General features: G+C 61.9%; 23 protein-coding genes and 2 tRNA genes. 9 read left to right on the top strand and 16 right to left on the bottom strand.

What is annotated here, in order from left to right:
• Positions 1–126 precede the first annotated feature (126 nt).
• The 3 genes from P4826_RS00775 to P4826_RS00765 are packed head-to-tail and all read left to right on the top strand — an operon-like array spanning position 127 to position 4,238.
• A complete protein-coding gene (locus P4826_RS00775; protein ID WP_317702116.1) occupies positions 127–2,997 on the top strand; it encodes a valine--tRNA ligase in 2,871 nt (956 codons plus the stop codon).
• Between the two features lie 48 nt (positions 2,998–3,045).
• The gene (galU, locus tag P4826_RS00770; protein ID WP_317702115.1) at positions 3,046–3,930 is read left to right on the top strand and encodes a UTP--glucose-1-phosphate uridylyltransferase GalU; all 885 of its coding nucleotides are present in this window, start codon (positions 3,046–3,048) and stop codon (positions 3,928–3,930) included.
• Between the two features lie 14 nt (positions 3,931–3,944).
• Positions 3,945–4,238, top strand: a complete 294-nt coding sequence (locus tag P4826_RS00765) for a nuclear transport factor 2-like protein (RefSeq protein ID WP_317702114.1) — start codon at positions 3,945–3,947, stop codon at positions 4,236–4,238.
• A 385-nt stretch (positions 4,239–4,623) separates the two neighbouring features.
• On the opposite strand, the gene P4826_RS00760 is transcribed toward P4826_RS00765, so the two are convergent.
• The 7 genes from P4826_RS00760 to P4826_RS00730 form a co-directional block, all read right to left on the bottom strand.
• A tRNA-His gene (locus P4826_RS00760) sits at positions 4,624–4,699 on the bottom strand.
• 48 nt (positions 4,700–4,747) lie between these two features.
• Entirely contained in the window at positions 4,748–6,670 is a 1,923-nt protein-coding gene (locus tag P4826_RS00755; protein WP_317702113.1) for a SurA N-terminal domain-containing protein, read from the bottom strand.
• Positions 6,671–6,729: 59 nt separating this feature from the next.
• Positions 6,730–6,805, bottom strand: a tRNA-Val gene (locus P4826_RS00750).
• 15 nt (positions 6,806–6,820) lie between these two features.
• Positions 6,821–7,093: an HU family DNA-binding protein gene (locus tag P4826_RS00745; RefSeq protein WP_011805814.1), complete on the bottom strand. Its 273-nt coding sequence runs from the start codon at positions 7,091–7,093 to the stop codon at positions 6,821–6,823.
• 341 nt (positions 7,094–7,434) lie between these two features.
• On the bottom strand, positions 7,435–8,004 hold the full coding sequence (gene pgsA / locus P4826_RS00740; protein WP_317702112.1) for a CDP-diacylglycerol--glycerol-3-phosphate 3-phosphatidyltransferase: 570 nt from the start codon (positions 8,002–8,004) through the stop codon (positions 7,435–7,437).
• 47 nt (positions 8,005–8,051) lie between these two features.
• A complete protein-coding gene (gene uvrC, locus P4826_RS00735; protein WP_317702111.1) occupies positions 8,052–10,010 on the bottom strand; it encodes an excinuclease ABC subunit UvrC in 1,959 nt (652 codons plus the stop codon).
• A gap of 86 nt (positions 10,011–10,096) precedes the next feature.
• On the bottom strand, positions 10,097–10,726 hold the full coding sequence (locus P4826_RS00730; protein ID WP_317702110.1) for a DUF6806 family protein: 630 nt from the start codon (positions 10,724–10,726) through the stop codon (positions 10,097–10,099).
• Between the two features lie 250 nt (positions 10,727–10,976).
• On the opposite strand from P4826_RS00730, the gene P4826_RS00725 reads away from it, so the two are divergent.
• From P4826_RS00725 to P4826_RS00715, 3 genes are all read left to right on the top strand, one after another.
• Positions 10,977–12,179: a tyrosine-type recombinase/integrase gene (locus P4826_RS00725; protein ID WP_317702109.1), complete on the top strand. Its 1,203-nt coding sequence runs from the start codon at positions 10,977–10,979 to the stop codon at positions 12,177–12,179.
• Positions 12,180–12,318: 139 nt separating this feature from the next.
• Positions 12,319–12,702 carry a type II toxin-antitoxin system RelE/ParE family toxin gene (locus P4826_RS00720; RefSeq protein ID WP_201395682.1) on the top strand — a complete coding sequence of 128 codons (384 nt, stop codon included), beginning with the start codon at positions 12,319–12,321 and terminating at the stop codon, positions 12,700–12,702.
• Complete coding sequence (locus P4826_RS00715) at positions 12,686–12,988, top strand: helix-turn-helix domain-containing protein (RefSeq protein WP_201395683.1); 303 nt, start codon at positions 12,686–12,688, stop codon at positions 12,986–12,988. The genes P4826_RS00720 and P4826_RS00715 overlap by 17 nt, the downstream gene beginning before the upstream one ends.
• A 52-nt stretch (positions 12,989–13,040) precedes the next feature.
• Here P4826_RS00715 and P4826_RS00710 read toward each other — a convergent pair whose 3' ends face one another.
• Both P4826_RS00710 and P4826_RS00705 read right to left on the bottom strand, forming a co-directional pair.
• Positions 13,041–14,786 carry an ATP-binding protein gene (locus P4826_RS00710; protein ID WP_317702108.1) on the bottom strand — a complete coding sequence of 582 codons (1,746 nt, stop codon included), beginning with the start codon at positions 14,784–14,786 and terminating at the stop codon, positions 13,041–13,043.
• A complete protein-coding gene (locus tag P4826_RS00705; protein WP_201395685.1) occupies positions 14,783–16,039 on the bottom strand; it encodes an SIR2 family protein in 1,257 nt (418 codons plus the stop codon). Before P4826_RS00705 ends, P4826_RS00710 begins: the two co-directional genes overlap by 4 nt.
• Positions 16,040–16,493: 454 nt before the next feature.
• On the opposite strand from P4826_RS00705, the gene radC reads away from it, so the two are divergent.
• Positions 16,494–17,003 carry a RadC family protein gene (gene radC, locus P4826_RS00700; protein WP_317702107.1) on the top strand — a complete coding sequence of 170 codons (510 nt, stop codon included), beginning with the start codon at positions 16,494–16,496 and terminating at the stop codon, positions 17,001–17,003.
• A 41-nt stretch (positions 17,004–17,044) separates the two neighbouring features.
• On the opposite strand, the gene arsH is transcribed toward radC, so the two are convergent.
• From arsH to P4826_RS00665, 7 genes are all read right to left on the bottom strand, one after another.
• Positions 17,045–17,767: an arsenical resistance protein ArsH gene (gene arsH / locus P4826_RS00695; RefSeq protein ID WP_317703678.1), complete on the bottom strand. Its 723-nt coding sequence runs from the start codon at positions 17,765–17,767 to the stop codon at positions 17,045–17,047.
• Positions 17,760–18,182 carry an arsenate reductase (glutaredoxin) gene (arsC, locus tag P4826_RS00690; protein ID WP_077565969.1) on the bottom strand — a complete coding sequence of 141 codons (423 nt, stop codon included), beginning with the start codon at positions 18,180–18,182 and terminating at the stop codon, positions 17,760–17,762. The genes arsH and arsC overlap by 8 nt, the downstream gene beginning before the upstream one ends.
• A 250-nt stretch (positions 18,183–18,432) precedes the next feature.
• Positions 18,433–19,314, bottom strand: coding sequence for an arsenite methyltransferase (locus P4826_RS00685; protein WP_317702106.1), 882 nt, complete (start codon positions 19,312–19,314; stop codon positions 18,433–18,435).
• Positions 19,315–19,364: 50 nt separating this feature from the next.
• Complete coding sequence (arsB, locus tag P4826_RS00680) at positions 19,365–20,408, bottom strand: ACR3 family arsenite efflux transporter (RefSeq protein ID WP_317702105.1); 1,044 nt, start codon at positions 20,406–20,408, stop codon at positions 19,365–19,367.
• Positions 20,405–22,171: an arsenical pump-driving ATPase gene (arsA, locus tag P4826_RS00675; RefSeq protein WP_077565976.1), complete on the bottom strand. Its 1,767-nt coding sequence runs from the start codon at positions 22,169–22,171 to the stop codon at positions 20,405–20,407. Before arsA ends, arsB begins: the two co-directional genes overlap by 4 nt.
• Positions 22,172–22,184: 13 nt before the next feature.
• Complete coding sequence (gene arsD / locus P4826_RS00670; RefSeq protein ID WP_106685119.1) at positions 22,185–22,544, bottom strand: arsenite efflux transporter metallochaperone ArsD; 360 nt, start codon at positions 22,542–22,544, stop codon at positions 22,185–22,187.
• Positions 22,545–22,670: 126 nt separating this feature from the next.
• A complete protein-coding gene (locus P4826_RS00665) occupies positions 22,671–23,000 on the bottom strand; it encodes an ArsR/SmtB family transcription factor (protein ID WP_077566284.1) in 330 nt (109 codons plus the stop codon).
• 371 nt (positions 23,001–23,371) lie between these two features.
• Between P4826_RS00665 and P4826_RS00660 the strand changes: the two genes are divergently transcribed.
• Both P4826_RS00660 and P4826_RS00655 read left to right on the top strand, forming a co-directional pair.
• Positions 23,372–23,722 (top strand): DUF2958 domain-containing protein, encoded by a 351-nt coding sequence (locus P4826_RS00660; RefSeq protein WP_317702104.1) that lies wholly within the window; start codon positions 23,372–23,374, stop codon positions 23,720–23,722.
• Positions 23,723–24,464: 742 nt separating this feature from the next.
• Positions 24,465–25,289 (top strand): DUF932 domain-containing protein, encoded by an 825-nt coding sequence (locus P4826_RS00655; RefSeq protein WP_317702103.1) that lies wholly within the window; start codon positions 24,465–24,467, stop codon positions 25,287–25,289.
• Positions 25,290–25,327: the final 38 nt, after the last annotated feature.

Raw genomic sequence — 25,327 nt, 5'->3', positions numbered from 1 at the left:
GCGCTTTATCAACAAGCGCCAATAGCTATAAAAAAAGAAGCGCAACGCCAAGCGAATAGAATTCCTGCACCCCACCGATCCACTGCCACCCAAGCGGCATCCCACGGGATGCCGCTTTTCATTGCCATGAGCGACACCCCCGCACAACCGGGCCTGAACGGCCTGTCCAAGTCCTTTGAACCCGCCGCCCTGGAGGCCCACTGGGGCCCCGAGTGGGAGCGCCGTGGCTACGGCCGCGCCGGCGTGCGCGGCACGGGCGCGCCCGACGCGGCCGCCCCGGCCTTCGCCATCCAGCTGCCCCCGCCCAACGTGACCGGCACGCTGCACATGGGCCACGCGTTCAACCAGACCATCATGGACAGCCTGACGCGCTACCACCGCATGCTGGGCTGCAACACGGCGTGGATTCCGGGCACCGACCACGCCGGCATCGCCACGCAAATCGTCGTGGAGCGCCAGCTGCAAAGCGAAGGCGTGAGCCGCCACGACCTGGGCCGGCCCGATTTTGTGAAGAAAGTGTGGGAGTGGAAGGAGCACAGCGGCAACACGATCACCACGCAGATGCGCCGCCTGGGCGACACCGTGGACTGGAGCCGCGAGTACTTCACCATGGACGACAAGCTGTCCAAGGTGGTGACCGAGACCTTCGTCAAGCTCTATGAGCAGGGCCTGATCTACCGTGGCAAGCGCCTGGTCAACTGGGATCCGGTGCTGCAATCGGCCGTGTCGGATCTGGAGGTGGAAAACGAAGAAAAAGACGGCTCGCTGTGGCATATCGCCTATCCCCTGGCCGACGGTTCGGGCCAACTGGTGGTGGCCACCACCCGGCCTGAGACCATGCTGGGCGACGTGGCCGTGATGGTGCACCCCGAGGACGAGCGCTATGCGCACCTGATCGGCAAGCAGGTCAAGCTGCCGCTGTGCGACCGCGAAATCCCGGTGATTGCCGACGAATACGTGGACAAGGCCTTCGGCACCGGCGTGGTCAAGGTCACACCCGCGCATGACCAGAACGACTATCAGGTAGGCCAGCGCCACAAGCTGCCGATGATTTGCGTGCTGACGCTGACGGCCACCATCAACGACCAGGCGCCCGAGAAATACCGTGGCATGGACCGCTTTGCCGCGCGCAAGGCCGTCGTGGCGGACCTGGAAGCGCTGGGCCTCTTGGTCGAAATCAAGAAGCACAAGCTCATGGTGCCCATCTGCACCCGCACCGGCCAGGTGATCGAACCCATGCTGACCGATCAGTGGTTTGTCGCCATGAACAAGGTGGGCCAGGGCGACGCCACCGGCAAATCCATCGCGCAAAAAGCGATTGACGCCGTCGCCAGCGGCCAGGTGCAATTCGTGCCCGAGAACTGGGTCAACACCTACAACCAGTGGATGAACAACATCCAGGACTGGTGCATCTCGCGCCAGCTCTGGTGGGGCCACCAGATTCCGGCCTGGTACGACGAGGACGGCAAGGTCTACGTGGCCAAGAGCGAGGCCGAGGCGCAGGCACAGGCCCCCGGCAAAACACTCACGCGCGACGCCGACGTGCTCGACACCTGGTACTCCAGCGCGCTGGTGCCGTTTTCCACCATGGGCTGGCCAAATCAAACCGACAGCGCCACCGACGACTACAACCTGTATTTGCCCAGCAGCGTGCTGGTCACGGGCTACGACATCATCTTCTTCTGGGTGGCCCGGATGATCATGATGAGCACCCACTTCACCGGCCGCGTGCCGTTCAAGCATGTCTACATCCACGGCCTGGTGCTCGACGCGCACGGCAAGAAGATGAGCAAGAGCGAGGGCAACGTGCTCGACCCGGTCGATCTGATCGACGGCATCGAGCTCGAACCCCTGCTCGACAAGCGCACCCAGGGCCTGCGCCGCCCCGAGACCGCACCCCAGGTGCGCAAGAACACGCAAAAGGAATTCCCCGAAGGCATTCCGGCCTACGGCGCGGACGCGCTGCGCTTTACCTTCGCCGCGCTGGCGTCCTTGGGCCGCAGCATCAACTTCGACAGCAAGCGCTGCGAGGGTTATCGCAACTTCTGCAACAAGCTCTGGAACGCCAGCCGCTTCGTGCTGATGAATTGCGAGGGTTTTGACTGCGGCTTTGACGGCGACGGCAGCTGCAGCGAGAGCTATCTGCATTTCAGCCAGCCCGATCGCTGGATCGTCTCGCGCCTGCAAAAGGTGGAGGCTGAGGTGGCCCGTGGCTTTGCCGAATACCGCCTGGACAACGCCGCCAACGCCATCTACGACTTCGTCTGGAACGAGTTCTGCGACTGGTACCTGGAAATCGCCAAGGTGCAGATCCAGACCGGCTCCGAGGCGCAAGAGCGCGCCACGCGCCGCACGCTGATCCGCGTGCTGGAAGCCATCCTGCGCCTGGCGCATCCCATCATCCCGTTTGTCACCGAAGCGCTGTGGCAAGTGGTGGCGCCCGTGGCCCGCATTGAGGGCGCATCGATCGCCATCGCCGCCTACCCAGAGGCGCAGCCGGCCAAGATCGACGAGGCGGCTGAAGGCTATGTGGCGCGCCTGAAAACCATGGTGGACGCCTGCCGCACCCTGCGCGGCGAGATGGGCGTGTCGCCCGCGCAGCGCCTGCCGCTTCTGGCCGTGGCCGACATGGCAGAGGACAGCGCCTTCCTGCGTGCCAACGCCGATGTGCTGAAAAACCTGGCCAAGCTCAGCGACGTGAAGGTGTTTGACGACGCCGCCGCCTGGGCCAGCGAGGCACAGAACGCCCCGGTCAACGTGGTGGGCGGCGCGCGCCTGGCGCTGTTTGTCGAGATCGACGTGGCGGCGGAAAAGGCCCGCCTGGGCAAGGAGGCCACGCGCCTGCAAGGCGAGATCACCAAGGCCAACGCCAAGCTCGGCAACGAAGCCTTCTGCGCCAAGGCCCCCGCCGCCGTGCTGGAGCAAGAGAAAAAGCGCCTGGCCGACTTTGGCAGCACGCTGGCGCGCATCCAGGAACAACTCGCCCGCCTGGGCTGACCCCGGGAGCGCCGGCGTCCCGCCGGCCCTCTCCACCAAGGAACCCCCATGACCAGCACCCGCGTCCGCAAAGCCGTCTTCCCCGTCGCCGGCCTGGGCACCCGCTTTCTGCCCGCCACCAAGGCGTCCCCCAAAGAGATGCTACCCGTGGTGGACAAGCCCTTGATCCAATACGCCGTAGAAGAAGCCTACGAGGCCGGCATCCGCGACATGGTCTTCGTCACCGGCCGCAGCAAGCGCGCCATCGAAGACCATTTCGACACCGCCTACGAGCTGGAGAACGAGCTGGAGCAAGCCGGCAAGCAGGCCATGCTGGAACTGGTGCGCTCCGTCAGCCCGTCCGACATGAACTGCCTGTTCGTACGCCAGCCGCGCAGCCTGGGCTTAGGCCACGCCGTACTCTGCGCCGAGCCGCTGGTCGGCCGCGAGCCCTTTGCCGTGCTGCTGGCCGACGACCTGATGGTGGGCGAAAACGGCGGCCCAGGTGTGATGGCGCAGATGACGGCTGCGTTTGAAAAACAGGGCCGCTCCCTGTTGGCCGTGCAGGAAGTGCCGCAAGAGCACACCAGGCGCTACGGAATCGTCAAGGGCGAAGCCGCCGGCGGCCCGCTCTTGCGCGTCGATGAAATCGTGGAAAAACCCGCCCCCGAGGTGGCCCCGTCGCGCATGGGCGTAGCCGGACGCTATGTGCTCACGCCGCGCATTTTTGAAGAAATCCGCAACCAGCCCAAGGGCGTGGGCGGCGAGATCCAACTCACCGACGCCATCGCCCGCCTGATGGCGCATGAGGCCGTTTACGCATACCAGTACAGCGGAAAACGCTATGACTGTGGTAGCAAAGAGGGTTTTCTTGAAGCGACCGTGGAACTGGCGCTACAGCACCCCGAGGTGGGAGCGTCGTTTCGGCAGTACCTGCAGCAACTGTCTCTGTGATCGGAGTGCATGGCATGTCGGATGTGGCGGAAGAACAAGTGGTTCTTGCTTTCGCCAAGGCGTGGAACCGTCTGGAGCCGGATGGTTTTCTGGCATTGCTTGCACCGGGAGCACGGTACACGTCGCAATGGGTATTCGAAGAACTGGTTGGTGCGGCCGCTATTTCAGACTATCTGCGGCGCAAGATGCACACAGTACGCGCTCGTGGCGTCAATGACCCGGATTCGCGTGTTCGGGTGGAGATTGGCCGCACGAGTCACGGAGAAGACGGCAGGCCTTGCTTTGATGACGCAAGGTCAGAGCGATGAAGTGAAAGCGGTCGTACTTTTTGAAGTCCATGACGGCATGGTTGCACGCTATGACCTGTGCATCCCGCAACTCGTCGGTGATGTGCGGACGGGTGTGTTTCCGGTTTAGGTGTACTCAGGGTGATCAGCGGCCAAGACACACCGCGAACTGACGGCCAAAGCCGAGAGCAAGCAGCAGCAGGCGACCCCGAAGGAGTAGCTGCCAGACCAACGGCGATTTGTTGCCGAATCGATTTCTATCCGCGCTTTTCCTGAGAGCCCATGCCAGATGGGACGCTGGCCACATGGTGCAACACGCAGTCACGCTGGCTACATGGTGGCTACCAAACCCGGATAACAAAAAAACCCCGCTATCTGTCGAATAGCAGGGTTTTCTTTGTTTACCTGGGGTGGCTGATGGGACTCGAACCCACGACGACAGGAATCACAATCCTGGACTCTACCAACTGAGCTACAGCCACCGTAGCCTTGAATTATAGCTCGATAAATCTATGCAAACGGAAATATCATCAGCTTTGTGGCTCGATTTGTCCAATCGGACGTGGCGCCTTGATTTGCACCTTGAAGCGTTGCTTGAGCAGGTCGTAGTATGCCTGTGCCTCGGCAGAACCCCAGGCCTGCAGGTATTGCTGGCGCTCCATGCGCGCCATGGCGTCGTCCACGGCGTCGCGGGCCACGATGCGGTTGACCTTGATCACGGCATAACCCTGCGCGGCCAGATCCACACCTACCCAGGCCGGCAGCTTGTCAACCGGCGCGTGCAGGGCGCTATCGACAACAGCACGCGGCTGGTCTTGCAGTCGGTCACGTGATACCGTGACCGGAGCAGACAGGCCCGTCGCACTATCGGGGGCTGCCTTCCACGCGGCTAGCTTGGCCTGACCTTCCTCACGCGCAAGTTTTGCTGAGTTCTCCGCCACGTACAGGGCTCGCACCTGATCACGTGCCTTGTCCAGTGGCAATGTCATGGCTGGTTGATAGGTCGTAATCCGACCCGCAGCCAAGGTACTGGGGGCAATTTCGACGGCCTCGGTGTTGCGCTTGTTCTGCAGCGAGTCAGGCTGAAACAGCGCCTCGAGAAAGCGAGGACTGGCCAACGCCCCTTGCGCACCACCAACCGGCATGCGCGTGATGGCGTCAGCCATGTGAATCTTGAGTTTGAGCTTTTCGGCCACGGGTTGCAGGCTGTCGGCCTGCTCATAAACCGCATTGGAAAACGCTTCCGCCACCTCGGCAAACTTGCGCTGCGCCTGCTGCTGCTTGAGCTCGGCCTCCAGCGTAGGGCGCAGTTCCTCGAAGCTGGGCTGGCGCGGTGTCTTGATGTCCGTGAGCATGATGATGTGGTAGCCGAAGTCGGTTTCCACGACATCGCTGATCTCACCTTTCTTCAGCAAAAACGTGGCATCTTCAAACGGTTTGACCATGGCGCCATGGCCAAAAAAACCCAGATCGCCGCCAGACGCAGCCGATCCGGGATCTTGCGAGTCCTTCTTCGCAAGTTCGGCAAAGCGGCCAGGCGCCTTGCGCAGCTCGGCCAGCAACTCCATGGCCTTGGCCTTGGCCTTTTCTCGCTCGGCAGCCGGGGCGTCCTTGGCTGCACCGATCAGGATGTGACTGGCCCGGCGCTCCTCCTTGCCAGCCAGACGGTTGAGGTTTTCCTTGTAATAGGTACGCAGATCGTCTTCATTGAGCGTGATGCCTGCCTTCACGGCGTCCAGATCCAGCACTACATATTCGACGCTGGCCTGCTCGGGTTGCTGAAACTTTGCAGGATTGGCCTTGTAGTACGCCTCCAAATCAGCATCGCTCACGGCAACGTTGGGCACAAAGGATGATGCATTGAATCGGGCCACCTGAATCTCCCGACGCTGCAGGATCGCATCGAGTGCCAGCTTGGCTTCGGCAGTGCCAGCGAATGCCGATGCCATGACGCTGCCCATGACCTGGCTGACCGAGATATCGTGGCGTATGCGCGCCTCGAGGCCTTCCGGCGTGAGCCCCTGAGAGCCTGCCAAGGCGCGATACGCCTCGGCATCCAGCGAGCCATCAGGCCGCTTCAAAGCTGCAATCTGGGGAATGCCTTGCAGCTCACGCGCCAGGCGTACGTCGCTGGTCAACATGTGCATGTTCTGCGCGGCAGTTTGCAGCACTCGGTCGCGCACCAGGCGTTCCAGGGTGGCATAGCGCGCCTGCGGTGTATCAAGCAGCTTGGCATCGATGTCTGGAGATTGGGCACGGACACGGTCGCTTTCCACGCGATGGGCGTTGTCCCAATCAGCCTGCGTGATGTCCTTGCCATCAACCCGCGCCACAACAGGGCTGCCGCCAGTAAAGTAGTTTTGGTCTATCCCGACGAGGACAAAGGACGGGATGATCAACAAGAACAACAAGCCCATCACCCACTTGGTGTGCTTGCGTATGGATTCCAACATGGTGAATCTTTCAACGGCTGCAAAAGAAAAGGCGAACTCGCGTTCGCCTTTGTCTGGGGTGGTGGGTGCTAACGGGCTCGAACCGCTGACCTACGCCTTGTAAGGGCGCCGCTCTACCAACTGAGCTAAGCACCCCCCATATTTCTTGAGTCAGTTCAAGGCGTCTTTCAATGCCTTGCCTGGACGGAACTTTGGCACTTTAGCAGCTTTGATTTTAATCGTAGCACCAGTACGGGGATTGCGACCGGTACGTGCAGCACGCTTGCCTACTGCAAAAGTACCAAAACCAACCAGGGACACTGTCCCGCCCTTCTTCAAAGTCTTCTTGACCGCCTCAATCGTGGACTCCAGGGCGCGCGCTGCGGCGGCCTTGGAGATATCTGCGTTGTTGGCAATGTGCTCAATCAGTTCGGTTTTGTTCACAAGAAACCTCTCGGGGTATGAGTGGGTGGATGTCTTATGTGGGTCTGCACTTCACGGTTCTGCGCTGGCGCTCAAGGTTCCCAAGCAAATCCGGAAGCTGCTCGCAGTAGCAGAGTGGCTACCGAAGTGTAAAACCATAGCGTCACGGGCTGTCAATGCAACGCGCCGCCTACGCGACAACATGGGGGCGAATTCTAGACGCATTTGAACCTCACCCCGGATCTTATGAAGCGCTTTGTCTCGCAAACGTCGTCGCTAGGCCGATTCCGTATTGACATGCCCTATTGGGGCGCGGACATACCCTTGCATGCTTGAGCCCCGCTACACGCCCATTGCAACGGTTATTTGGCCACTCGAGAACGTATCTCGGGCAAGGCCTTTTGCAGGTAGTACACCATGGACCACACCGTCAGCACTGCGGCCAACCAGATCAGCCAGGTACCCCATACGCTGGTATCAATGATGTCCAACAGGCGGTCGTCGTACAGCAACAATGGAATAGCCACCATCTGAACCGTGGTCTTGAGCTTGCCCAACATGTGCACTGCCACACTCTTGCCCGCGCCAATCTGTGCCATCCACTCACGCAATGCGCTGATGGCAATCTCCCTGCCGATGATGATCAGAGCCACGAATACATCGGCGCGCTGCATGTGCACCAGTACCAGCAGTGATGCGCAAACCAGAAATTTGTCGGCAACCGGATCGAGGAAGGCACCGAAGGCCGATGCCTGATTGAGCTTGCGCGCCAAAAAACCATCCAGCCAGTCGGTGGCTGCAAACACCATGAACATCACCGTAGCGATGAGGTTGCAGGTAGCGGGCTCCAGCGGCGCATAGAACACGCCCACAATCAATGGAATCGCGACGATGCGCGTCCAGGTCATGATCGTGGGGATGGTAAAAAACATGGGTAGCGATTGTGGCACGCATCGCCATGCCTCACAGCAGCATCGCCTCAACGCAAAGCACGGTAGATCTCTTCAGCCAAGCATCGGGATATTCCGTCCACTGTAGTCAGGTCTTCAATGCTGGCATCGGCCACGCCGCGTACGCCACCAAAACGCTGCAGCAAGCGTGCGCGCTTCTTGGGGCCGACGCCGGGTATGTCCTCCAGGCGGCTGCCACTCATACGCACCTTGGCGCGAGCCGCACGCATCCCGGTAATCGCAAAGCGATGCGCCTCATCACGGATCTGCGCCACCAGCATCAACGCAGCCGAGTCTCGGCCCAGGTAGACCTTGGCACGCCCATCGGCAAACACCAACTCCTCCAGTCCGACCTTGCGCCCCTCGCCTTTCTCGACTCCGACGATACGCGCAGTATCCAGACCCAGTTCGGTGAACACCTCGCGCGCCATGCTTACCTGGCCCTTGCCACCATCAACCAGCACAAGATCCGGCAGCCGTGCCAGAGCATTCGACACCTCGGCACCTCCGGCCTCGCGCTGCGCTTCCGCTACTTTGCTGTAGCGCCGCTTGAGCACTTGGCGCATGGCAGCGTAGTCGTCGCCGCCTGTAATACCCTCGATCTTGAAGCGGCGGTACTCGCCACTTTGTAGCTTGTGGTGATGGAAGACCACGCAGGACGCCTGCGTAGCCTCGCCCGCAGTGTGCGAGATGTCAAAGCACTCGATGGTCAGATCATCCAGGTTTTCAACATCCAGATCCAACGCCTCCGCCAAAGCACGCGTGCGCGCCTGCTGCGACCCTTCCTCGGCCAGCAGACGGGCCAGCTGGATCTCGGCATTCTGTTGCGCCATGTCCAGCCACGCACGACGCTGCTCACGAGGCTGATGCACCGCTGTCACGCGCACACCCGTTTGCAGCGTCAATGCCTCCAGCAACATGGGAGCTACCGCCTCACTGGTAATCAGCGAGGGCGGAACCGGCACGCCCATGTAATGCTGGGCCAGGAAAGCCGCCAATACCTGCGCCTCGACTGTGGGGCTCACCGGTACAACACCCTCGCCTTCGTCGTCCTCTTCCATGTGGAACACGCCAGCGGCATCGTCCACATGCACCGGGAAATAGGCCCTATCTCCCAGGTGCCGCCCTCCACGCACCATCGCCAGATTCACGCAGGCACGCCCACCTGCGACCTTCACGGCAAGAATATCCACGTCCTTGTCGGATACGCTTTCAATGGCCTGCTGATGCAGCACGCGCGACAGTGCCGTGATCTGGTTGCGCACCTCGGCCGCCAGCTCAAACTCCAGCCTGTCCGAATGGGCGAGCATGCGCTGTTCCAGCACCTGCATCAATTCCTGGGTTTCACCACGCAGCAAGGCTTCAGCGCCATGTACATCATCGGCATACGCCGCAGTGGAGATGAAGCCTACGCAAGGGGCCGTGCAACGCTTAATCTGATACAGCAGACAGGGGCGCGTACGGTTGGCAAATACCGTGTCTTCGCAGGTGCGTAGGCGAAACACCTTTTGCAGCAGCTGTATCGTTTCCTTGACCGCCCAGGCGCCTGGATAAGGGCCAAAGTAGCGATGGCACTTGTCCACGGCGCCGCGGTAGTAAGCTACGCGCGGATAGCACTGGCCTGCCACGCTACCCGTACCATCCTTGGCCGAAACGCCTGTTATCTTCAGATAGGGATAGCTCTTGTCGTCGCGAAAGAGAATGTTGTACTTGGGGTTGAGCGACTTGATGAGGTTGTTTTCAAGCAGCAGCGCCTCGGCTTCGGAACGCACCACGGTCGTCTCCAGACGCGCAATTTTTCCGACCATATGGCCTATGCGCGTACCGCCATGCTGCCTGGCGAAGTAGCTACCGACGCGTTTTTTCAGGTTACGTGCTTTGCCGACGTATAGCAGGACATCCTGCACATCGAAATAGCGGTACACGCCCGGCAGCGGCGGCAGGGCAGCCACCTGTGCCAGCAGTTCGGTGGAGTGGATTGCAGCCATGGCGCTATTGTGGACGCTGATTCAAAAACGCCGCCACCACGCCATCCAAGCGGCAGCGTTGCACTGCCGTCACACCAACAAACAATTCAATGCAAATGACGTGGACGACGACCGCCACCATGGCCACTGCCACCCTGCCCGCCAAGACCACGCGGTGGCTTGCCGATTTCCAGTGAACTCACCAAGGCATCAAAGCGTTGTGCAAACAGCTTGTCGACCTCTGACACCACGCCACCAAGTTCGGAAGCATCAAAGTGGCGCTCCATGAGGTTGATCACGTCCTGCACCAGCAGGTCACGCTGAACCTGCATGATGGCCGCGGGCGTGGGGCCGACGAAAAGCATCACAAAATCGTCGCGCGCGTCCTCGTCCTCAGGTGCATCTTCTTCATCAAACTCGGTGTCATAAAAGGTGACTTCAATGGCAGCACCCTGCTCCGCCAACTCGTTGATCCCCATGCACATTTCATCAAGCGACTGACGGAAATCCTCATCGCCTCGAACCGTCCAGCACATCTGCAGTACATGCTCCTTGACGTCAAACTGGATTCCAGGCTCTTCTTCATAGGCGCTGGCCGCACCATCGGCAAGCGATCGTGCACCCGCGTACTTCCACAAGGGCTTGAGCGCTTCCTGAAGCTGACTGAAGCCCACATCGGCGCGCAGTTGCACCTGACCATGAACATGGATCTCAAAAGGAGCGTTGTAATGTGACATATCGAACTCTTCGTGGTGCCCCGAGCCGGGGTCGAACCGGCACGCCCCTTTGCAGGAAAGCGGCGGATTTTAAGCCAGAGCATGGCATCCGCGCCGGGTTAACGCTGGGCTTGGATGAGGCTTGCTGTAGCAGGTTTCCCCTAGGGCCAATGCCTTCGATCATATCCCGGTGCGCGATGCAAACCGCCCCGGTTCCCTTTCACCTGGCTCCTAGCCGGCCCCTGGAATCGGGGGCTTTCAGGAGCACCTCATGGCAAAGATCAAACTCACCAAGTCCGTCGTTGACACGGCGCAAGCGCAGACCTGCGACGTGGAACTCCGTGACACGCTCGTTCCAGGCTTCTTATGCAAGGTTACACCAACGGGCCGCAAGGTATTTATGGTTCAGTACCGCACGAACTCCGGCGTGCGGCGCAAGCCGGCACTCGGTCAATTCGGCGAGCTGACGGTCGAACAAGCCCGGTCGCTGGCGCAAGACTGGCTGGCCGAAGTCCGACGTGGCGGCGACCCTGGCCACAACAAGGCCGAAGCCCGCAAGGCGCCGACGGTCAAGGAACTGTGCGGCCGGTTCATGGACGACCACTCCAAGCCGCACAACAAGCCCAGCACGCAGGCCGGCTACCAATACCAGATCGACAGCTTCGTCATCCCGGCCTTCGGTAGCAAGAAGGTTCACGAGGTCACGCGCCACGACATCACCGCGCTGATGAAGCGCATGGAGAAATCGCCCACCCAGGCCAACCGCGTGCTGTCGCTCGTCCGAAAGATGTTCAACCTGGCCGAACTGTGGGGCTATCGGTCCGATGGCTCCAATCCCTGCCGCCACGTGCCCAAGTACCCGGAAAAAGGCTCGACCCGGCTCATCACCGACGAACAGATGGTCAGCCTGTTCGCCTACTTGGACAAGGCCGAGGCCGAGGGGCTGGAACATCCGATCTATCTGCTGGCCGTCCGGCTGCAATTCGAGTTCGCGGCCCGCATGTCGGAGATCCTGCTGTTGCAATGGGATTGGCTTGACTTGCCCAATGGCCGGGTTGTCTGGCCGGACAGCAAGACGGGCGATATGTCCAAGCCGTTGAGCGAGGAAGTCCGCCAGCTACTGACGAACGCGCCTCGCTATGGCCAGTCGCCCTACGTCTGCCCGGCTATCCTCGACCATGACAAGCCACTTGGCCCCCATTCTTACTATCAGGCATGGCGGCGCATCCTTCATCGCGCCGGTGTGCCGAAGGTCGGCACCCACGGTATCCGCCACCGCTCGGCGACCGACATTGCCAATTCCGGTATCCCCGTCAAGGTCGGCATGGCGCTGACCGCGCACAAGACCGTGGCGATGTTCATGCGCTACGTCCACACCGAGGACGACCCGGTGCGTAAGGCAGCTGAGTTGGTGGCGAGCCGGCGCAAGTCGGTCGTCAGCACGCGCCAAGAACCGAAAGAGGCAACCACATGATCAGTGAGCAGAAACTCGCCATACCGGCCCTGATTGCCGTGTCGCCGTCAAGTCAAGTGGTTCGGCGGCCCTCCCCGCCCGTACATCGCGCTGGGGCCTGGAAAAGTGTACCCGTTTCGGGTATAGTTTGGGGGTCAAGATGACTATCGTCCTCAAGCGGAGGGACTTTGCGCGGTGGCAGGCGGGCGAAAAGCTGCCTGATGCCACCTTGTGCAAGGCGGTTCAGGAGATGGAAAGCGGTCTGATTGACGCGGACTTGGGCGGCTTCCTCTACAAGAAGCGGGTGGCCCGCCCCGGCGGTGGCAAGAGTGGCGGCTATCGCACGCTGCTGTCGGCCCGGTTCGGTAGCCGCTACGTGTTCCTGTATGGGTTCCCCAAGAGCGACAAGGCGAACATCACACAGGACGAAAAGAAGGCGCTGCAGTTCGCCGGCAAGGTGTTCCTGGAACTGTCCGCCGAAGCCTTGTCGAAGGCGTTGCAGTCGGGCGTGTTATTGGAGGTGCATTGTGAGCAAGATCATTGAATCCCTGCGTGGCGACCTGGCTGCGCTCCACGAAGCGGGAGCGATCAGCAAGGTGACGATGCGCGAGTTCGACGCGATCTGCCCGCCGCCGGTGCGGGAGTTCAACGCTGCCGACATCAAACGCCTGCGCGAAGCCTTGAAGTTCAGCCAGCCGGTGTTCGCTCTTCATTTGCACACATCGGCCTCGACCGTACGCAAGTGGGAGCAAGGCGACACCCATCCCACGGGGCCAGCACTCAAACTGCTCAACGTCATCGCCGACAAGGGCTTGCAGGCCATTATCTGATGCCTATTCGTATCTACTGACCGCTGCGGTCATTAGTGTTTCGAAAAGAACCCTATACCTTCCAGTTGGTCTGGTAGTTGGGACCGTCAGAAAGAGGCTTCGCGCTCGGCGGGAAGACTTGAATGGTCAACGGGATGGGGAAATCGGCGCCGATGATCGCAGCCTCGCCGGGCTTCAGATTGGGCAGAAACGACGATGCCGATCGGTCGATTTCGCCGCAGGCGCGTTCGACAACCTCGCGATCCCGATCATTCGTGAGCCGATGCACAACGAGTGTTCCCATCTGGCTCAGAACACCCTCCGTTATGTCGCGTGGGCGCTGAGTCGACAGACAAATGTTGAGTCCGTACTTCCGGCCCTCTTTGGCGATCAGCTCAAATGCGTCTAGGCGAGCGACTGCATCATCGGCTCCGATCTGTCGCCCGAGAAAGTTGTGCGCTTCATCGACGATAACGACCACAGGACGGCTCTTGAACGCGCCATTGCGCGCCATGTTGAGTAGATGCCGTCCGATTACATTCGCGACGATCTCGCGGGCCTTGAACTCGAAGGCAACGCCGCTGAGGCATATCCGGAGCAACCGATCCTCGTTTGAGACGAAGGACGAGATTTTCTCGGTCAACGCGGGAGCCTTCGACTTGAAGACGCACTCGAAGGACGATGAACTGAGAATGCCGTTGATGCGCGACATCAAGGACAGGCAGAACGAGACCTCGCCCGAGTCGCCACCCCATTTGGTGAAGTCCTTCTGCCCCCTGGCTGACCCGAAGCCATCTGGGTAAACGCACTCCTGTTCGATCTGAGAGACGAGCTTCCACACGTCGAAAGCTTGCTGCGGATCATCAAGCTTCTCCGCGATGCCCGCCTTGGCTTCCTCGGTCATGATCGGGACTTTGGACTGATCAATCTTCTTGATGATCCCGCCCGTCGCAACGTGGGGAGCGAGAGCGGCGAGTCGAAGGCTGCGAATCGCCGCGCGCAGTTTTGGTCCCTGAACCTTGCCGGCAGGCTCAAACAGCGCGATGAAGTCCGATTCAATGAAAGACGTTTGCGGCAAGGTGCAAGGGGCGGAAGATTTCGCAGTGTTGACCGGCGCGCCCAGATGAAAGTTGGCGACGTGCTCTCCATCGAACCCGCGATACTCCCCCATCGCGTCAAGCAAGATGATCTTGGTCTTGTAGCGCAGGCATTCTTCGATGATCCGAGCGGTCGTCCAACTCTTGCCACCGCCGGTGGCACCAAGAATCGCGCAATGCCGGCCGAACAACTTCTCTGGCTTCACCGACACATAGCTTTCAGGCGCGACATCGATCGACCCCAGCTTGAGAAGGACGTGGCTAGCCTCAGCCTCCGCGGCCTCCATGAACTTCGGCAGGTTGGCGATGAAGCTGTGCGGCGCCGCGTAGACGCGATCACCCAAGCGAGGGTACGAGTCAACGCCCGCCGAGATCCGAAGCGAGTCCATTGCAATGGAGCCCAGCAGTTGGATCGTCCCGATGCCATCCAGGTCCGGCACCCTGCCGTGCGAGGTGTCGATCAGGCGCCGGTCGGCGTCCGGTAAGTGGATCTCGACGACCCGCCCAAGCAGCAAGTTGATCTGTCCTTCGATCAGGACGAACTCTCCCACCTCACCTTTTCCGTACCGGCCGCCGAGAAAGTGGGAGCCGCTGGGCGAGCCCGCCTCGTTGAGATTGAACTTCACCGCCTGGGCGGAGACGGCGCACAGTTGGCCGACATACAACTCTGGCCGGAGCAAGCCGCGCGGAAAGGCGTCGGCAACGTCGAACGCGGTACTCATGTCGGTTTGACCAGCGACTTGATGTCGCGCGTAAGCCGCTGCGCGGGCGTCAGCGACTTGAGATCCGGGATCATCTCGGCGAACTCGCTGAACGTGGCATTGATCAGCCACACGTCCTCGCCCTGCTTGGCGAGGCCGTAGAGCGCATCCCAGTATCGGTTGTTTTCCTTGGGCCGGGAGGCCAGGTCGTCCGCCGATGGATTGACGATGATCAACCGCAAATGCGGGTTGGTGCGAACCGCCGCGACAATGGGTTCAGACAAGTGATCGTCATTGAAGCCGAAGCCCGAAACGATGAGGCAGGTATTCGGTTCACGCAGCGCCGCCAGGTACTGGGAAATTAGCTCCAGGTGCGGTTGTACGTAGGACTGCTGGTATTTGCCTTTGGCGGGATAGATGAGACAGGCCGTTGCTGGCGTCGGATCTGTCTTGATCTCGATATCGCCCGAACTGGATTGATCCCAGTTGACCGAGCCATGCAATTTGTAGAGGTGAAACACGCCCTCCAGCGGGTTGCCGACTTCATCGCCTGTTGAAGGTCGGCGGACGATGTCGTACAGGAAGAACCGCGGATCAAACTGCCTAGGTTGCGTGAACGAGAAGCCGTCGAGCAAGACCAGCCCCTGCTTGCCAGCAGCGTGTTCAAAGCACAAATCGTAGTTCGTCGTGAACAGCTTCATCCGCGAGTCGCGGACGCGGCGACGAGACAGTCGGTGCAAGAACGTGCGATGGCTGGCCAGTTTGGAATCGTCCGCGCCATCGAGAAAAGCGGAGCACTTCTTCAGAATCACGGCTTTTGAGGCGGACACGAATTTCTCGACCTGCTCGCTTTTCTTGATCTGAAGGTATGCATCGCACCGCGAAAGCAAGGCCTCGATGTTCTCGTGTTCGACGGCAGTCTCATAGCCGATCTCAGCAATGACGGCTTTAGCCTGCTCGGTCGGCTTTCGCTCATCCTTTCCAGTATCAGGATTCGAGTTCACGCAGTGATCCCACAGCGTCCACATCGAAGGGCCGTTGATCTCCCCCAGAGATGTTCCACTGCCTGCGAGGGCGACCACATGCTGCATCTGAAGCGAGGACAGCAATACTGCTTTCAGTTCTTCGCGCGCGGCAGCAGCTTCCGATAGCACCTGCTGCCTCTTCACATCGTCGGCCCCGCCAGTCACGTCCGGCCTGAGCGCCTTCCAAGTGCCGGCTTCCGGACTGAAGAAAAGTTGTTGACCGAAGGTGGTCGGCTGTGGCGTCGTCATGTCGTCCCTACAAATGTATTTGGATACTTCCGGATACCCAATCGCCCCGGACTTGCCTTTGGAATAGTAACAAAACGCTTCGCACATTCTGGCCGACCCGCGCCCCAATATCTGTGAAAGCCAAGGCCGTGCGTCCCGGCGCGATACGCCGTCGGGTTCGCGAACTGCGCCCCGCGCTTCGTGCCGAATCGCGGCCATTCGGCTTTGACCCCTGACGCCTCCGGCCCTCTCGGGCCTGCGCGCTCCGCTTGCCCCGAAAGCCGACTGTGTGCTGTGGGCGGGTGTGGGCGGTCTTGCTGTTCCCTTCACCGTATCACGGCGTTCTCGCCGTCAAGGGCAGCGCGCGCCATGCGCGCTTGCGTCCTGGCGGCCGGCTACGCCCCCCTGACTGCTTGCGCTGCGCCGTGCTGGCAACGGTTCCGGGCAATTCCGCCCGAGCAACCGGAGCACGATCATGTCGCAACTGTCCTTTTCCTCGTTCGATACCTCGCTGATGGTGCGTGACGCACAGAGCCGCTACCTGCTGGCCACGGCGGACCAGATTCTGGAGGCCGCGCGCCAGGCCATCGAGCACAAGATGCAGCGCGGTGCGTCGTTCACTTCGCCGGCGGCGGTCAAGGAATACCTGTGCGCCAAGCTGGCCGGCTTCGAGCACGAGGTGTTCGCGGTGCTGTTCCTCGATACACAGCATCGCCTGATCGAATACGCCGAGATGTTCCGCGGCACCATCGACAGCGCATCGGTGTATCCGCGCGAGCTGGTCAAGGAGGCGCTGCGGCTCAATGCAGCGGCGGTCATCGTTTCGCACAACCATCCGAGCGGCAATCCAGAGCCGAGCAGAGCCGACGAAGTACTGACCCAGCGGCTCAAGGAGGCGTTGGCGCTGGTGGATGTTCGCACGTTGGATCACATCATCGTGGCGGGTGGCAGCACCATATCCTTCGCCGAACGCGGTCTGATTTGAGCGAGGGGGCTTCGGCCCCCTTTTTGCTGCGATGGCGGTTCTCAGATCGCTGCTTGATTGACGCGCCTGCTCAGGGCTTCGGCGCTTTCCTTGCGCTCGCTGTAGCGATCCACGAGATAGGGTGCCACATCGCGCGTGAGCAGCGTGAACTTCATCAGCTCTTCCATCACATCCACAATGCGGTCGTAGTAGGCAGAGGGCTTCATGCGTCCTGCTTCATCAAACTCCTGGTATGCCTTGGCCACCGAGGACTGGTTGGGAATGGTCAGCATCCGCATCCAGCGGCCCAACACGCGCATCTGGTTGATGGCATTGAAGGATTGAGAACCGCCCGATACCTGCATCACCGCCAGCGTCTTGCCCTGAGTGGGGCGCACCGCGCCGATGGACAGTGGAATCCAGTCGATCTGCGTTTTCATCAGGCCGGTCATGGCGCCGTGGCGCTCAGGCGAACTCCACACCATGCTTTCGGCCCATTGCACCAGTTCGTGCAGTTCCCTGACCTTCGGGTGATCGTGAGGCGCATCGTCCACCAGCGGCAGGCCCGAGGGGTTGAACATTCGCGTTTCGCCACCGAGCGCACGCAGGATGCGCGCCGCTTCTTCGGCAGCCAGGCGGCTGAACGAGCGTTCACGCAGTGAGCCGTAGAGCAGCAGGAAGCGCGGCGCGTGGGTGGCACGCTCGGGCGCCATCAGCCGCTGGGCATCGGGTTGCTGGAACAGCGCGGTGTCGATATTGGGCAGGTCAACTCTGGATTCAGACACGGCGGCCTTCCGCATTCACGACGGCTTCGCCGTCTTCCTTGCTGAATGCACCGCGCTGCGGCTGGGGCAGGATGTCCAACACCGTCTCCGAAGGCCGGCACAGCATGGTGCCCAGCGGCGTGACCACGATGGGGCGGTTGATAAGAATGGGGTGCTGGAGCATGAATCCGATCAACTGCTCGTCGCTCCATTTCGGGTCATCGAGACCCAACTCGGCATAAGGCGTACCCTTTTCGCGCAGGACGGCACGTACCGGCACGCCCATGGCGGCGATCAGCGCTGTCAACGTGGCCCGGTCGGGCGGTGTCTTCAGGTACTCGATGACGACAGGCTCCTCGCCACTGTTACGGATCATGGCGAGCACGTTGCGCGATGTGCCGCAGGCGGGGTTGTGATAAATAGTGATTGGATTCATTGCTGTATGCCGACTCAGAAATTCGTAGGGTTGGGGATCTGTGTTCCAGTGGCCCAGGCGTATTCGATGGTTGCCAATATGCTGAGCAGCCCAAGCATGAGGTGGCCCAAGGCTGGGCCGCTCGGAACGTACAGCGCCATCCAAAGCGGCAGGTAGCGTTCGAATCGGCCCATAGGCGAGGCAGCGCGGGCCATGACACTCTCCAGCTCGCCAAGGCCCACAGGCGCTTTAGCACCCACGGGCCCTTCAGTCATGAGAGATGCGACGGCGTGGTGCCCGGCTTGATGGCTTCGATCGTGGCCGAGACGACGAAGTCGGTGACCTTGCGTCCCGGCGCCCAGTCCTCGATGAAGGTCTTCGACTCGTCTTTCGGCTGGATGCGGATCTGCTCGAATCCGGCGGCACGCATCATCGCCTCCAGGTCGGCAATCAGCGATGCGTTGCCCATGCACCCGGCAATGAGCGCGGCATCGTTGCGCATGTCCTCGGGCAGCGGGGCAGTCGCGACCACGTCGGAAATGGCCAACCGCCCTCCGGCCTTGAGCACGCGGAAAGCCTCGCGGAACACCTGGGGCTTGTCGGGCGACAGGTTGATGACGCAATTGGAGATCACCACGTCGGCAACAGCATCGGCAATCGGCAGGTGCTCGATCTCGCCGAGGCGGAACTCCACGTTTTCGTATTGACCCTTTAGCGCATTGGCACGTGCCTTGGAGACCATCTCCGGGGTCATGTCAACGCCGATCACCTGGCCGCTGCGCCCCACCTCGCCAACGGCCAGGAAGCAGTCGAAGCCACCGCCCGATCCCAGGTCGACGACTGTTTCGCCCGGCTTCAGTGCGGCAATGGCCTTGGGATTGCCGCAGCCCAGACCCATGTCGGCGCCAGCGGGCGCCAGATCCAAGTCGGCCTGGCTGTAACCCAGACGGGTGGAGATGAGCGTGTTGATGGCGCCATCGTCGCTGACGCCGCAGCAACTCGAAGCATTGCCGCCGCTTTGTCCTTTGCCGCTGACCTGAGCCACCTGGGCATAGGCATCTCGCACGGTACGGCGATGCGCATCGTCACTCATTGACGTCAACGATACGTTGGGCTGCGCCGCAGAGGCGCAGCAGGCATTCGGCTTGTCCATAGATGGGCTCCTTAGGTGAGAGGTTCCAGATACCCGTTTGCCGACATTCGTCATAACGCTGCAAAACGCACGCGCGTGCGGTTGGCAAAAGCCACCAGGGACAGCATCACTGGCACCTCGACCAGCACGCCAACCACGGTGGCCAGCGCCGCGCCCGAGTTCAGGCCAAACAGGCCAATAGCCACGGCCACCGCCAACTCGAAGAAGTTGGACGTGCCGATCATTGCGCAGGGTGCGGCAATCGGGTGCGGCAGGCGCCAGGCCCAGGCCCAGGCATAGCCCAGGGCGAAGATGGCGTAGGACTGGATCAGGATGGGCAAGGCAATCAGCGCAATCAGCGTGGGCTGGGCCAGGATCACCGGGCCCTGAAAGCCGAACAGCAGCACCACGGTGAGCAGCAGGCCGAGCATGGAGACAGGCTTGATGCGCGCGGTGAAGTCCGAGACGGCCGCCTCGCCGCCCTGGGCGGTCAGGCGCTTGCGCGTCCACCAGCCTGCGATCAGGGGTAGCACGATGTAAAGCACCACCGACAGCACCAAGGTTTCCCAGGGGATGGCGATTTCGGTGACGCCCAGCAGCAGGGCGACGATGGGTGCGAACGCCACCACCATCACCAGGTCGTTCACCGAGACCTGCACCAGCGTGTAATTCGGATCGCCCCGAGTCATTTGTGACCACACGAAGACCATGGCGGTGCAAGGCGCGGCGCCCAGCAGGATCAGGCCGGCGATGTATTGCTGAGCATCACCCGGGTTGATCAGATCAGCCAACAGATACTCAAAGAACAGCACCGCCAGCGCCGCCATGGTGAAGGGCTTGATCAGCCAGTTGATCGTCAGCGTGATCACCAGCCCCTTTGGTCGCCGGCCCACGGCCTTGAGCGAACCCAGATCAATGGCGATCATCATCGGGTACACCATGGCCCAGATCAGCACGGCGACGATGAGGTTGACCGAGGCGTATTCGATGGCTGCCAGTGCACTGAACAGCTCTGGCATCAGGTTGCCCAGAGCCAGCCCGGCCAGGATGCACAGCGCGACCCAGAGCGTCAGGTAGCGCTCGAACAGGCCCATGGGCGAGGCAGCGCGGATCATGAAACCCTCCAATTCGCCAAAGCCCGCAGGCGTTCCACACCCACCGGTTCCTCCGTCAGCAGCGGCACGATGGCGTAACGCTGCGCGTGCTTCGTGGCCACAGCGTCGATCTCGCGCAGCTCGTTGCGCGCGCGCTGGCGCAACAGCGGGGAATGCGGGTGCGCGGCCGCCACGCTGTTGTTGACGACCCACGCCCACGGCTCGATACCTGCACGACGCAGGTCGTCTTGCAGGTTGGCCGCTTCCAGCACCGGTGTGGTCTCGGCGAGCGAGACGATGAGCACCTTCGTCTGCTTGGGGTCTTGCAACTGCATCATCGGCGTCGTGAAGTGAACGCCCGTCTCCCCCATCTGCCGGGCAATGTCGCGGTGGTAGGCGCCGGTGGCGTCGAGCAGCAACAAGGTGTGGCCGGTGGGCGCGGTGTCCATCACCACGAACTTCCGTTTCCCTTCGCGGATGGCGCGGGAGAACGCCTGGAACACCGCGATTTCCTCGGTACAGGGCGAACGCAAGTCTTCTTCCAGCAGGGCGCGGCCTTCGGCATCGAGCTGCGCGCCCTTGGTTTCCATCACATGCTGGCGGTAGCGCGCCGTAGCTTCCTGAGGGTCGATACGGCTGAGCGCCAAGTTGGGAAGCGAGCCTTCCAACGTATCGGCCAGGTGCGCGGCCGGGTCGGAGGTGGTGAGGTGCACGGGCAAGCCCCGGCTCGCCAGCTCCACGGCGATGGCAGCGGCCAGCGTGGTCTTGCCCACGCCGCCCTTGCCCATCACCATGACCAGTCCATGTCCATCGGCGGCAATCTCGTTGACCAAGGCGGACAAGTCTGGCGCATTGATCTGGTCGGGCAGCTGGATGGCATCGGCGCCATGCGTGGCGTCGGTATCGACCAGCAGGTGACGCAGGGCATCGAGGCCGACGAGGTTGAACGGCTTGAGCGCGATTTGATCCCGAGGCAAGGCCTGCAGTGCCTGCGGAATGGTGGCCAGTGTGGCTTGCTCTCTTTGGTAGATGGCGGCGGCGAGTGGGTCGTTTTCGGCCTCGCCGGCGGGGAAGACACCGTTGATGACCAAGTGTTGCTGCGACAGGCCGATGGCGGCCAGTTCTTCATGGGTGCGTGCCGCCTCGCGCAGTGTGGGGCGCTGCGCACGGGCCACCAACACCATGCGGCTGCGCAAGGGGTCGGCCAGTGCCTCCACCGCAGCCTTGTACTGACTGCGCTGTTTTTCCAGGCCCGCCAGCGGCCCCAGGCACGACGCATCGCCCTTGCCCGCTTCCAGAAAACCGCTCCACGCGCCCGGAAGTTGCAGCAGGCGGATGGTGTGGCCGGTAGGGGCCGTGTCGAAGATGATGTGCGCGTAATCCTGCGTCAGCGCCGAGTCGGTCAGCAAGGCCGTGAACTCGTCGAAGGCGGCGATTTCCGTGGTGCAGGCACCCGACAGGGATTCTTCGATGCCGCGCACCACGTCGTCGGGCAGCACGCCTCGCACCGGGCCGACAATGCGGTCACGGTAGGCTTGCGCTGCCGCCTGTGGGTCGATCTCCAGCGCCCATAGGTTCGGTACGGCGGGAATCGCCGTGATGTGGTTGCCGATGCGTTCGCCGAAAACCTGCCCCACGTTGGAAGCCGGATCGGTGCTGACGAGCAGCACGCGCTGGCCCTGGGCCGCAAGTTGTACGGCCGTTGCGCAGGCGATGGAGGTCTTGCCGACGCCCCCTTTTCCGGTGAAAAAAAGGAAGCGAGGCGCCTGGGTCAGGAAGTGCATGGGATCTCCTTATTTAGCAGCAGCGGTCGCCAGAGCAGCAGGTGTTTTGGGCTGGAGAGGCTTCGGGCGCCTCGATGCCAGCCCAGCGGGTCAATTCGCTTCGGCTGGGGTAGCGGCCGGCCAAGGCCACCTCACAATCGACCAGAACCAGGGGCAGCGCCTCTTGGCCCGAGCGTTGCAAAAAGCCTTTCACGGTTGGGTTTTCGGCGAAAGCGAGGGGTTGCTGTGCCAGGTTGAAGCGTTCGACCTGAGCACCGTTTTGCTTGGCCCAATCCACATCGGCGGCGAAGTTCACTAAGTTTTGATCCACTTCAACGCCACATACGCCGGTGCTGCAACACAGCGCCGGGTCGAAAATCTGGATGTTTGGCATGGGGTGTCCTTTCAAGTCTGGTTGTTGATGAAGTGACGCTCTTCACTCTTGGCCGATGTTTCGCAACTCGCGGTTCAGGCCATCGACATGCAGGTGGACGTGGAAGCGCTTCATGGAGAGTTCCTTTCAGCAGGAGGCACAGGTGAAGGGCGATTCAGTGACTTCGCATACGCCGCCCTGGCAGCAGTGCTCGGTCATGTAGCCAAGCAGACTATTCATCTGCGCGAAGTCGGCGCGGTAGATCAGGTTGCGGCCTTGCTGTTCGATGGTGACGAGGCCGGCATGGGCCAGTTCCTTCAAGTGGAAGGACAAAGAGTTGCGGGCCACGTCGAGCTGGTCGGCGAGGACGCTGGGCGTCAGCCCCTCGGAGCCTGCGACGACCAAGGCGCGAAATACGCGCAGGCGTTGGGTGTGAGCTAGGGCGCCGAGGGCGGAAACAGCTTGATCTTCGTTCATGGTTTCATAATACAACGTTTATTGAATCATAGCGCAAGTAACCCTCATGGCGTCCCGGCGTGCCACCGTCGGGCTCGCGGGCTGCGCCCCGCGCTTCGTGCCGAATCGCGGCCATTCGGCTTTGACCCCTGACGCCTCCGGCCCTCTCGGGCCTGCGCGCTCCGCTTGCCGAAAACTCAGCGCGTGGAGGTGCGAGGGAGGCGGTCTTGCTATTCCCTTCATCGTGCCACGGCGTGCTCGCCGTCAAGGGCTGCGCGCCGATAGCGCTTGCGTCCTGGCGGCCGTCGTTGACCCCTGACTGCTTGCGCTGCGCCGTGCCGTGCCCTGGAAGGGTCGGGCAATTCCGCCCGGCAACCTTTCAGGAGTTCACCATGAACAACGCACTCATCACTGCCGAGCAGCGCATCGTGCTGCTGGCCAACGGCCGCGAATCTCTGGAGAACCCGGACTTCGATCCGGCGCCCGTGGTCAAGCTGTTCACGCCGGATGCCGGCGCGACCTGGCTGCTGACCGAGATTGATCCCGATGACCATGACCACGCCTTTGGTCTTTGCGACCTGGGCCTGGGGATGCCGGAAATCGGCTGGGTCAGTCTGGGCGAACTGGCGATGGTGCGCGGCGGGCTGGGCCTGCCGATCGAACGCGACCTGTCGTTCCGCGCCGAGAAGCGGTTGAGCGCCTATGCGCGCGATGCGCGGCTGGCCGGGCGGGTCGTCGTCTGACCCGGCCCTGGGGCGTCGCGGGATGCCCCTTCGCATCGCGCCCACGCGGCGCGATGCCTGCGCGCCTTCGGCTTGCTCTCCAGGGGAAAGCCCTACGGGCTATCCCCGCCGCGCAGGCTTGGCGCCCCTGAGCACCGCCGACCCGGCTACGCCGAATCGGCCAGATTCCATTCGCAGCAGATCCACGATGCCTTGCGTGTGCTCGCCCTGACCCTGTGGTTTCTTCGGCTTTGATGGTTGGGCGTCCCCGGCCCCCAAGGAGATGGCCGGTCGCGCTGTCGTGCTGCGCATCGAGCCGCCTCCGGCGTCTCGCCCCTGTCGGGCTTCCATCGTTCCTTCGCTCCGCTCGGCTGACGCCTCCGGCCCGGCTTCCAGCTTCGGGCCTGCGCGCTTCGCTTGCCGTGCGGTCTGCACATCAAGGCGGCCGTTGCCATGTCCAGCCGTCTTCCCTGACTTCATCACCTTGTCCGCGACTGTAGCCCGCGCCCGTGTGCCGTCAAGGCGCGCAGGGCCGTGTCCTCGGCTGCGCCTGCGGGCCGCACCAACCCTGCGCTTATCTCCTTGACGGCACACGGGCGCGCGCTCCTGACCGTCGCGGGCGATGAACTCAGGAAAGACGGTGGCAACAGGGCCGACCGGGTTCCTCGTGCCGACCGCACCGAACAGCCGAAAGGCTGGGCTCCGAATCTAGGAATCCGGTATGCGGTTTTTTTCAACAGCCAACTTTGTCAGGAGAAAGACCATGCTTGCAACCCGTTTCGCTTCCCACTCCCCGGTACTGCGCAGCGATTCCCCGCTGTCTGATGACCAGATTCACCGTGTGGCCCCGTCCATCTTCGCGGAAGCGCCGCACGAAAGCCGTTCGCAGAGGTACGCCTACATCCCCACCGCCACGGTGCTGACCGAGCTTCGCAAGGAGGGGTTTCAACCCTTCATGGTGACGCAGACCCGCGTGCGCGATGAAGGCCGCCGCGAGCACACCAAACACATGATCCGGCTGCGCCACGCCAGCCAGATCAACGGCGCGGAAGCCAATGAAATCGTGCTGCTGAACTCCCATGACGGCACCAGCAGCTATCAGATGCTGGCCGGGATGTTCCGCTTCGTTTGCAGCAATGGCCTTGTCTGCGGCGACACCGTGGCGGACGTGCGCGTACCCCACAAAGGCGATGTGGCCGGGCACGTCGTCGAAGGCGCTTATCAAGTGTTGAGCGGCTTCGAGCGCGTGAAGGAAAACCGCGAAGCAATGCGGGCCGTCACGCTCGACGATGGCGAGGCCGAAGTATTCGCCCGTGCCGCATTGGCCCTCAAGTACGACGACCCGAACAAGCCCGCGCCCGTCACCGAGTCACAAATCCTGATGCCGCGCCGGTTTGACGACCGCCGCCCCGACCTGTGGAGCGTGTTCAACCGCGCACAGGAGAACTTGACCAAGGGCGGATTGCATGGCCGCAGCGCCAACGGACGCCGCCAGCGCACCCGCCCCGTGCAGGGCATTGATTCCGATGTGCGCCTGAACCGCGCCCTGTGGCTGCTGGCCGATGGTATGCGCGCCCTCAAAGCCTGACCGTTCCCCCCGTCGGAGGGGCGGTTTCCCCTCCATTC

This window comes from Diaphorobacter limosus, assembly GCF_033100095.1.
GTDB classification, from domain to species: domain Bacteria; phylum Pseudomonadota; class Gammaproteobacteria; order Burkholderiales; family Burkholderiaceae_C; genus Alicycliphilus; species Alicycliphilus limosus.
Note: the sequence above shows the minus strand (reverse complement) of the source record. Positions and strands in the feature narration are given on the sequence as shown.

Excerpts from the sequence above, each read along its gene's own strand:
- P4826_RS00765 (WP_317702114.1), top strand. The coding sequence starts at position 3,945 with ATGTCGGATGTGGCGGAAGAACAAGTGGTTCTTGCTTTCGCCAAGGCG.
- radC (WP_317702107.1), top strand. The coding sequence starts at position 16,494 with ATGTCGCAACTGTCCTTTTCCTCGTTCGATACCTCGCTGATGGTGCGT.
- arsA (WP_077565976.1), bottom strand. The coding sequence starts at position 22,171 with ATGCACTTCCTGACCCAGGCGCCTCGCTTCCTTTTTTTCACCGGAAAA.
- P4826_RS00775 (WP_317702116.1), top strand. The coding sequence starts at position 127 with ATGAGCGACACCCCCGCACAACCGGGCCTGAACGGCCTGTCCAAGTCC.
- P4826_RS00730 (WP_317702110.1), bottom strand. The coding sequence starts at position 10,726 with ATGTCACATTACAACGCTCCTTTTGAGATCCATGTTCATGGTCAGGTG.
- P4826_RS00685 (WP_317702106.1), bottom strand. The coding sequence starts at position 19,314 with ATGGACAAGCCGAATGCCTGCTGCGCCTCTGCGGCGCAGCCCAACGTA.
- P4826_RS00710 (WP_317702108.1), bottom strand. The coding sequence starts at position 14,786 with ATGAGTACCGCGTTCGACGTTGCCGACGCCTTTCCGCGCGGCTTGCTC.
- P4826_RS00665 (WP_077566284.1), bottom strand. The coding sequence starts at position 23,000 with ATGAACGAAGATCAAGCTGTTTCCGCCCTCGGCGCCCTAGCTCACACC.
- uvrC (WP_317702111.1), bottom strand. The coding sequence starts at position 10,010 with ATGGCTGCAATCCACTCCACCGAACTGCTGGCACAGGTGGCTGCCCTG.
- P4826_RS00725 (WP_317702109.1), top strand. The coding sequence starts at position 10,977 with ATGGCAAAGATCAAACTCACCAAGTCCGTCGTTGACACGGCGCAAGCG.
- pgsA (WP_317702112.1), bottom strand. The coding sequence starts at position 8,004 with ATGTTTTTTACCATCCCCACGATCATGACCTGGACGCGCATCGTCGCG.
- galU (WP_317702115.1), top strand. The coding sequence starts at position 3,046 with ATGACCAGCACCCGCGTCCGCAAAGCCGTCTTCCCCGTCGCCGGCCTG.
- P4826_RS00705 (WP_201395685.1), bottom strand. The coding sequence starts at position 16,039 with ATGACGACGCCACAGCCGACCACCTTCGGTCAACAACTTTTCTTCAGT.
- P4826_RS00660 (WP_317702104.1), top strand. The coding sequence starts at position 23,372 with ATGAACAACGCACTCATCACTGCCGAGCAGCGCATCGTGCTGCTGGCC.
- arsC (WP_077565969.1), bottom strand. The coding sequence starts at position 18,182 with ATGAATCCAATCACTATTTATCACAACCCCGCCTGCGGCACATCGCGC.
- P4826_RS00720 (WP_201395682.1), top strand. The coding sequence starts at position 12,319 with ATGACTATCGTCCTCAAGCGGAGGGACTTTGCGCGGTGGCAGGCGGGC.
- P4826_RS00655 (WP_317702103.1), top strand. The coding sequence starts at position 24,465 with ATGCTTGCAACCCGTTTCGCTTCCCACTCCCCGGTACTGCGCAGCGAT.
- arsD (WP_106685119.1), bottom strand. The coding sequence starts at position 22,544 with ATGCCAAACATCCAGATTTTCGACCCGGCGCTGTGTTGCAGCACCGGC.
- P4826_RS00755 (WP_317702113.1), bottom strand. The coding sequence starts at position 6,670 with ATGTTGGAATCCATACGCAAGCACACCAAGTGGGTGATGGGCTTGTTG.
- arsB (WP_317702105.1), bottom strand. The coding sequence starts at position 20,408 with ATGATCCGCGCTGCCTCGCCCATGGGCCTGTTCGAGCGCTACCTGACG.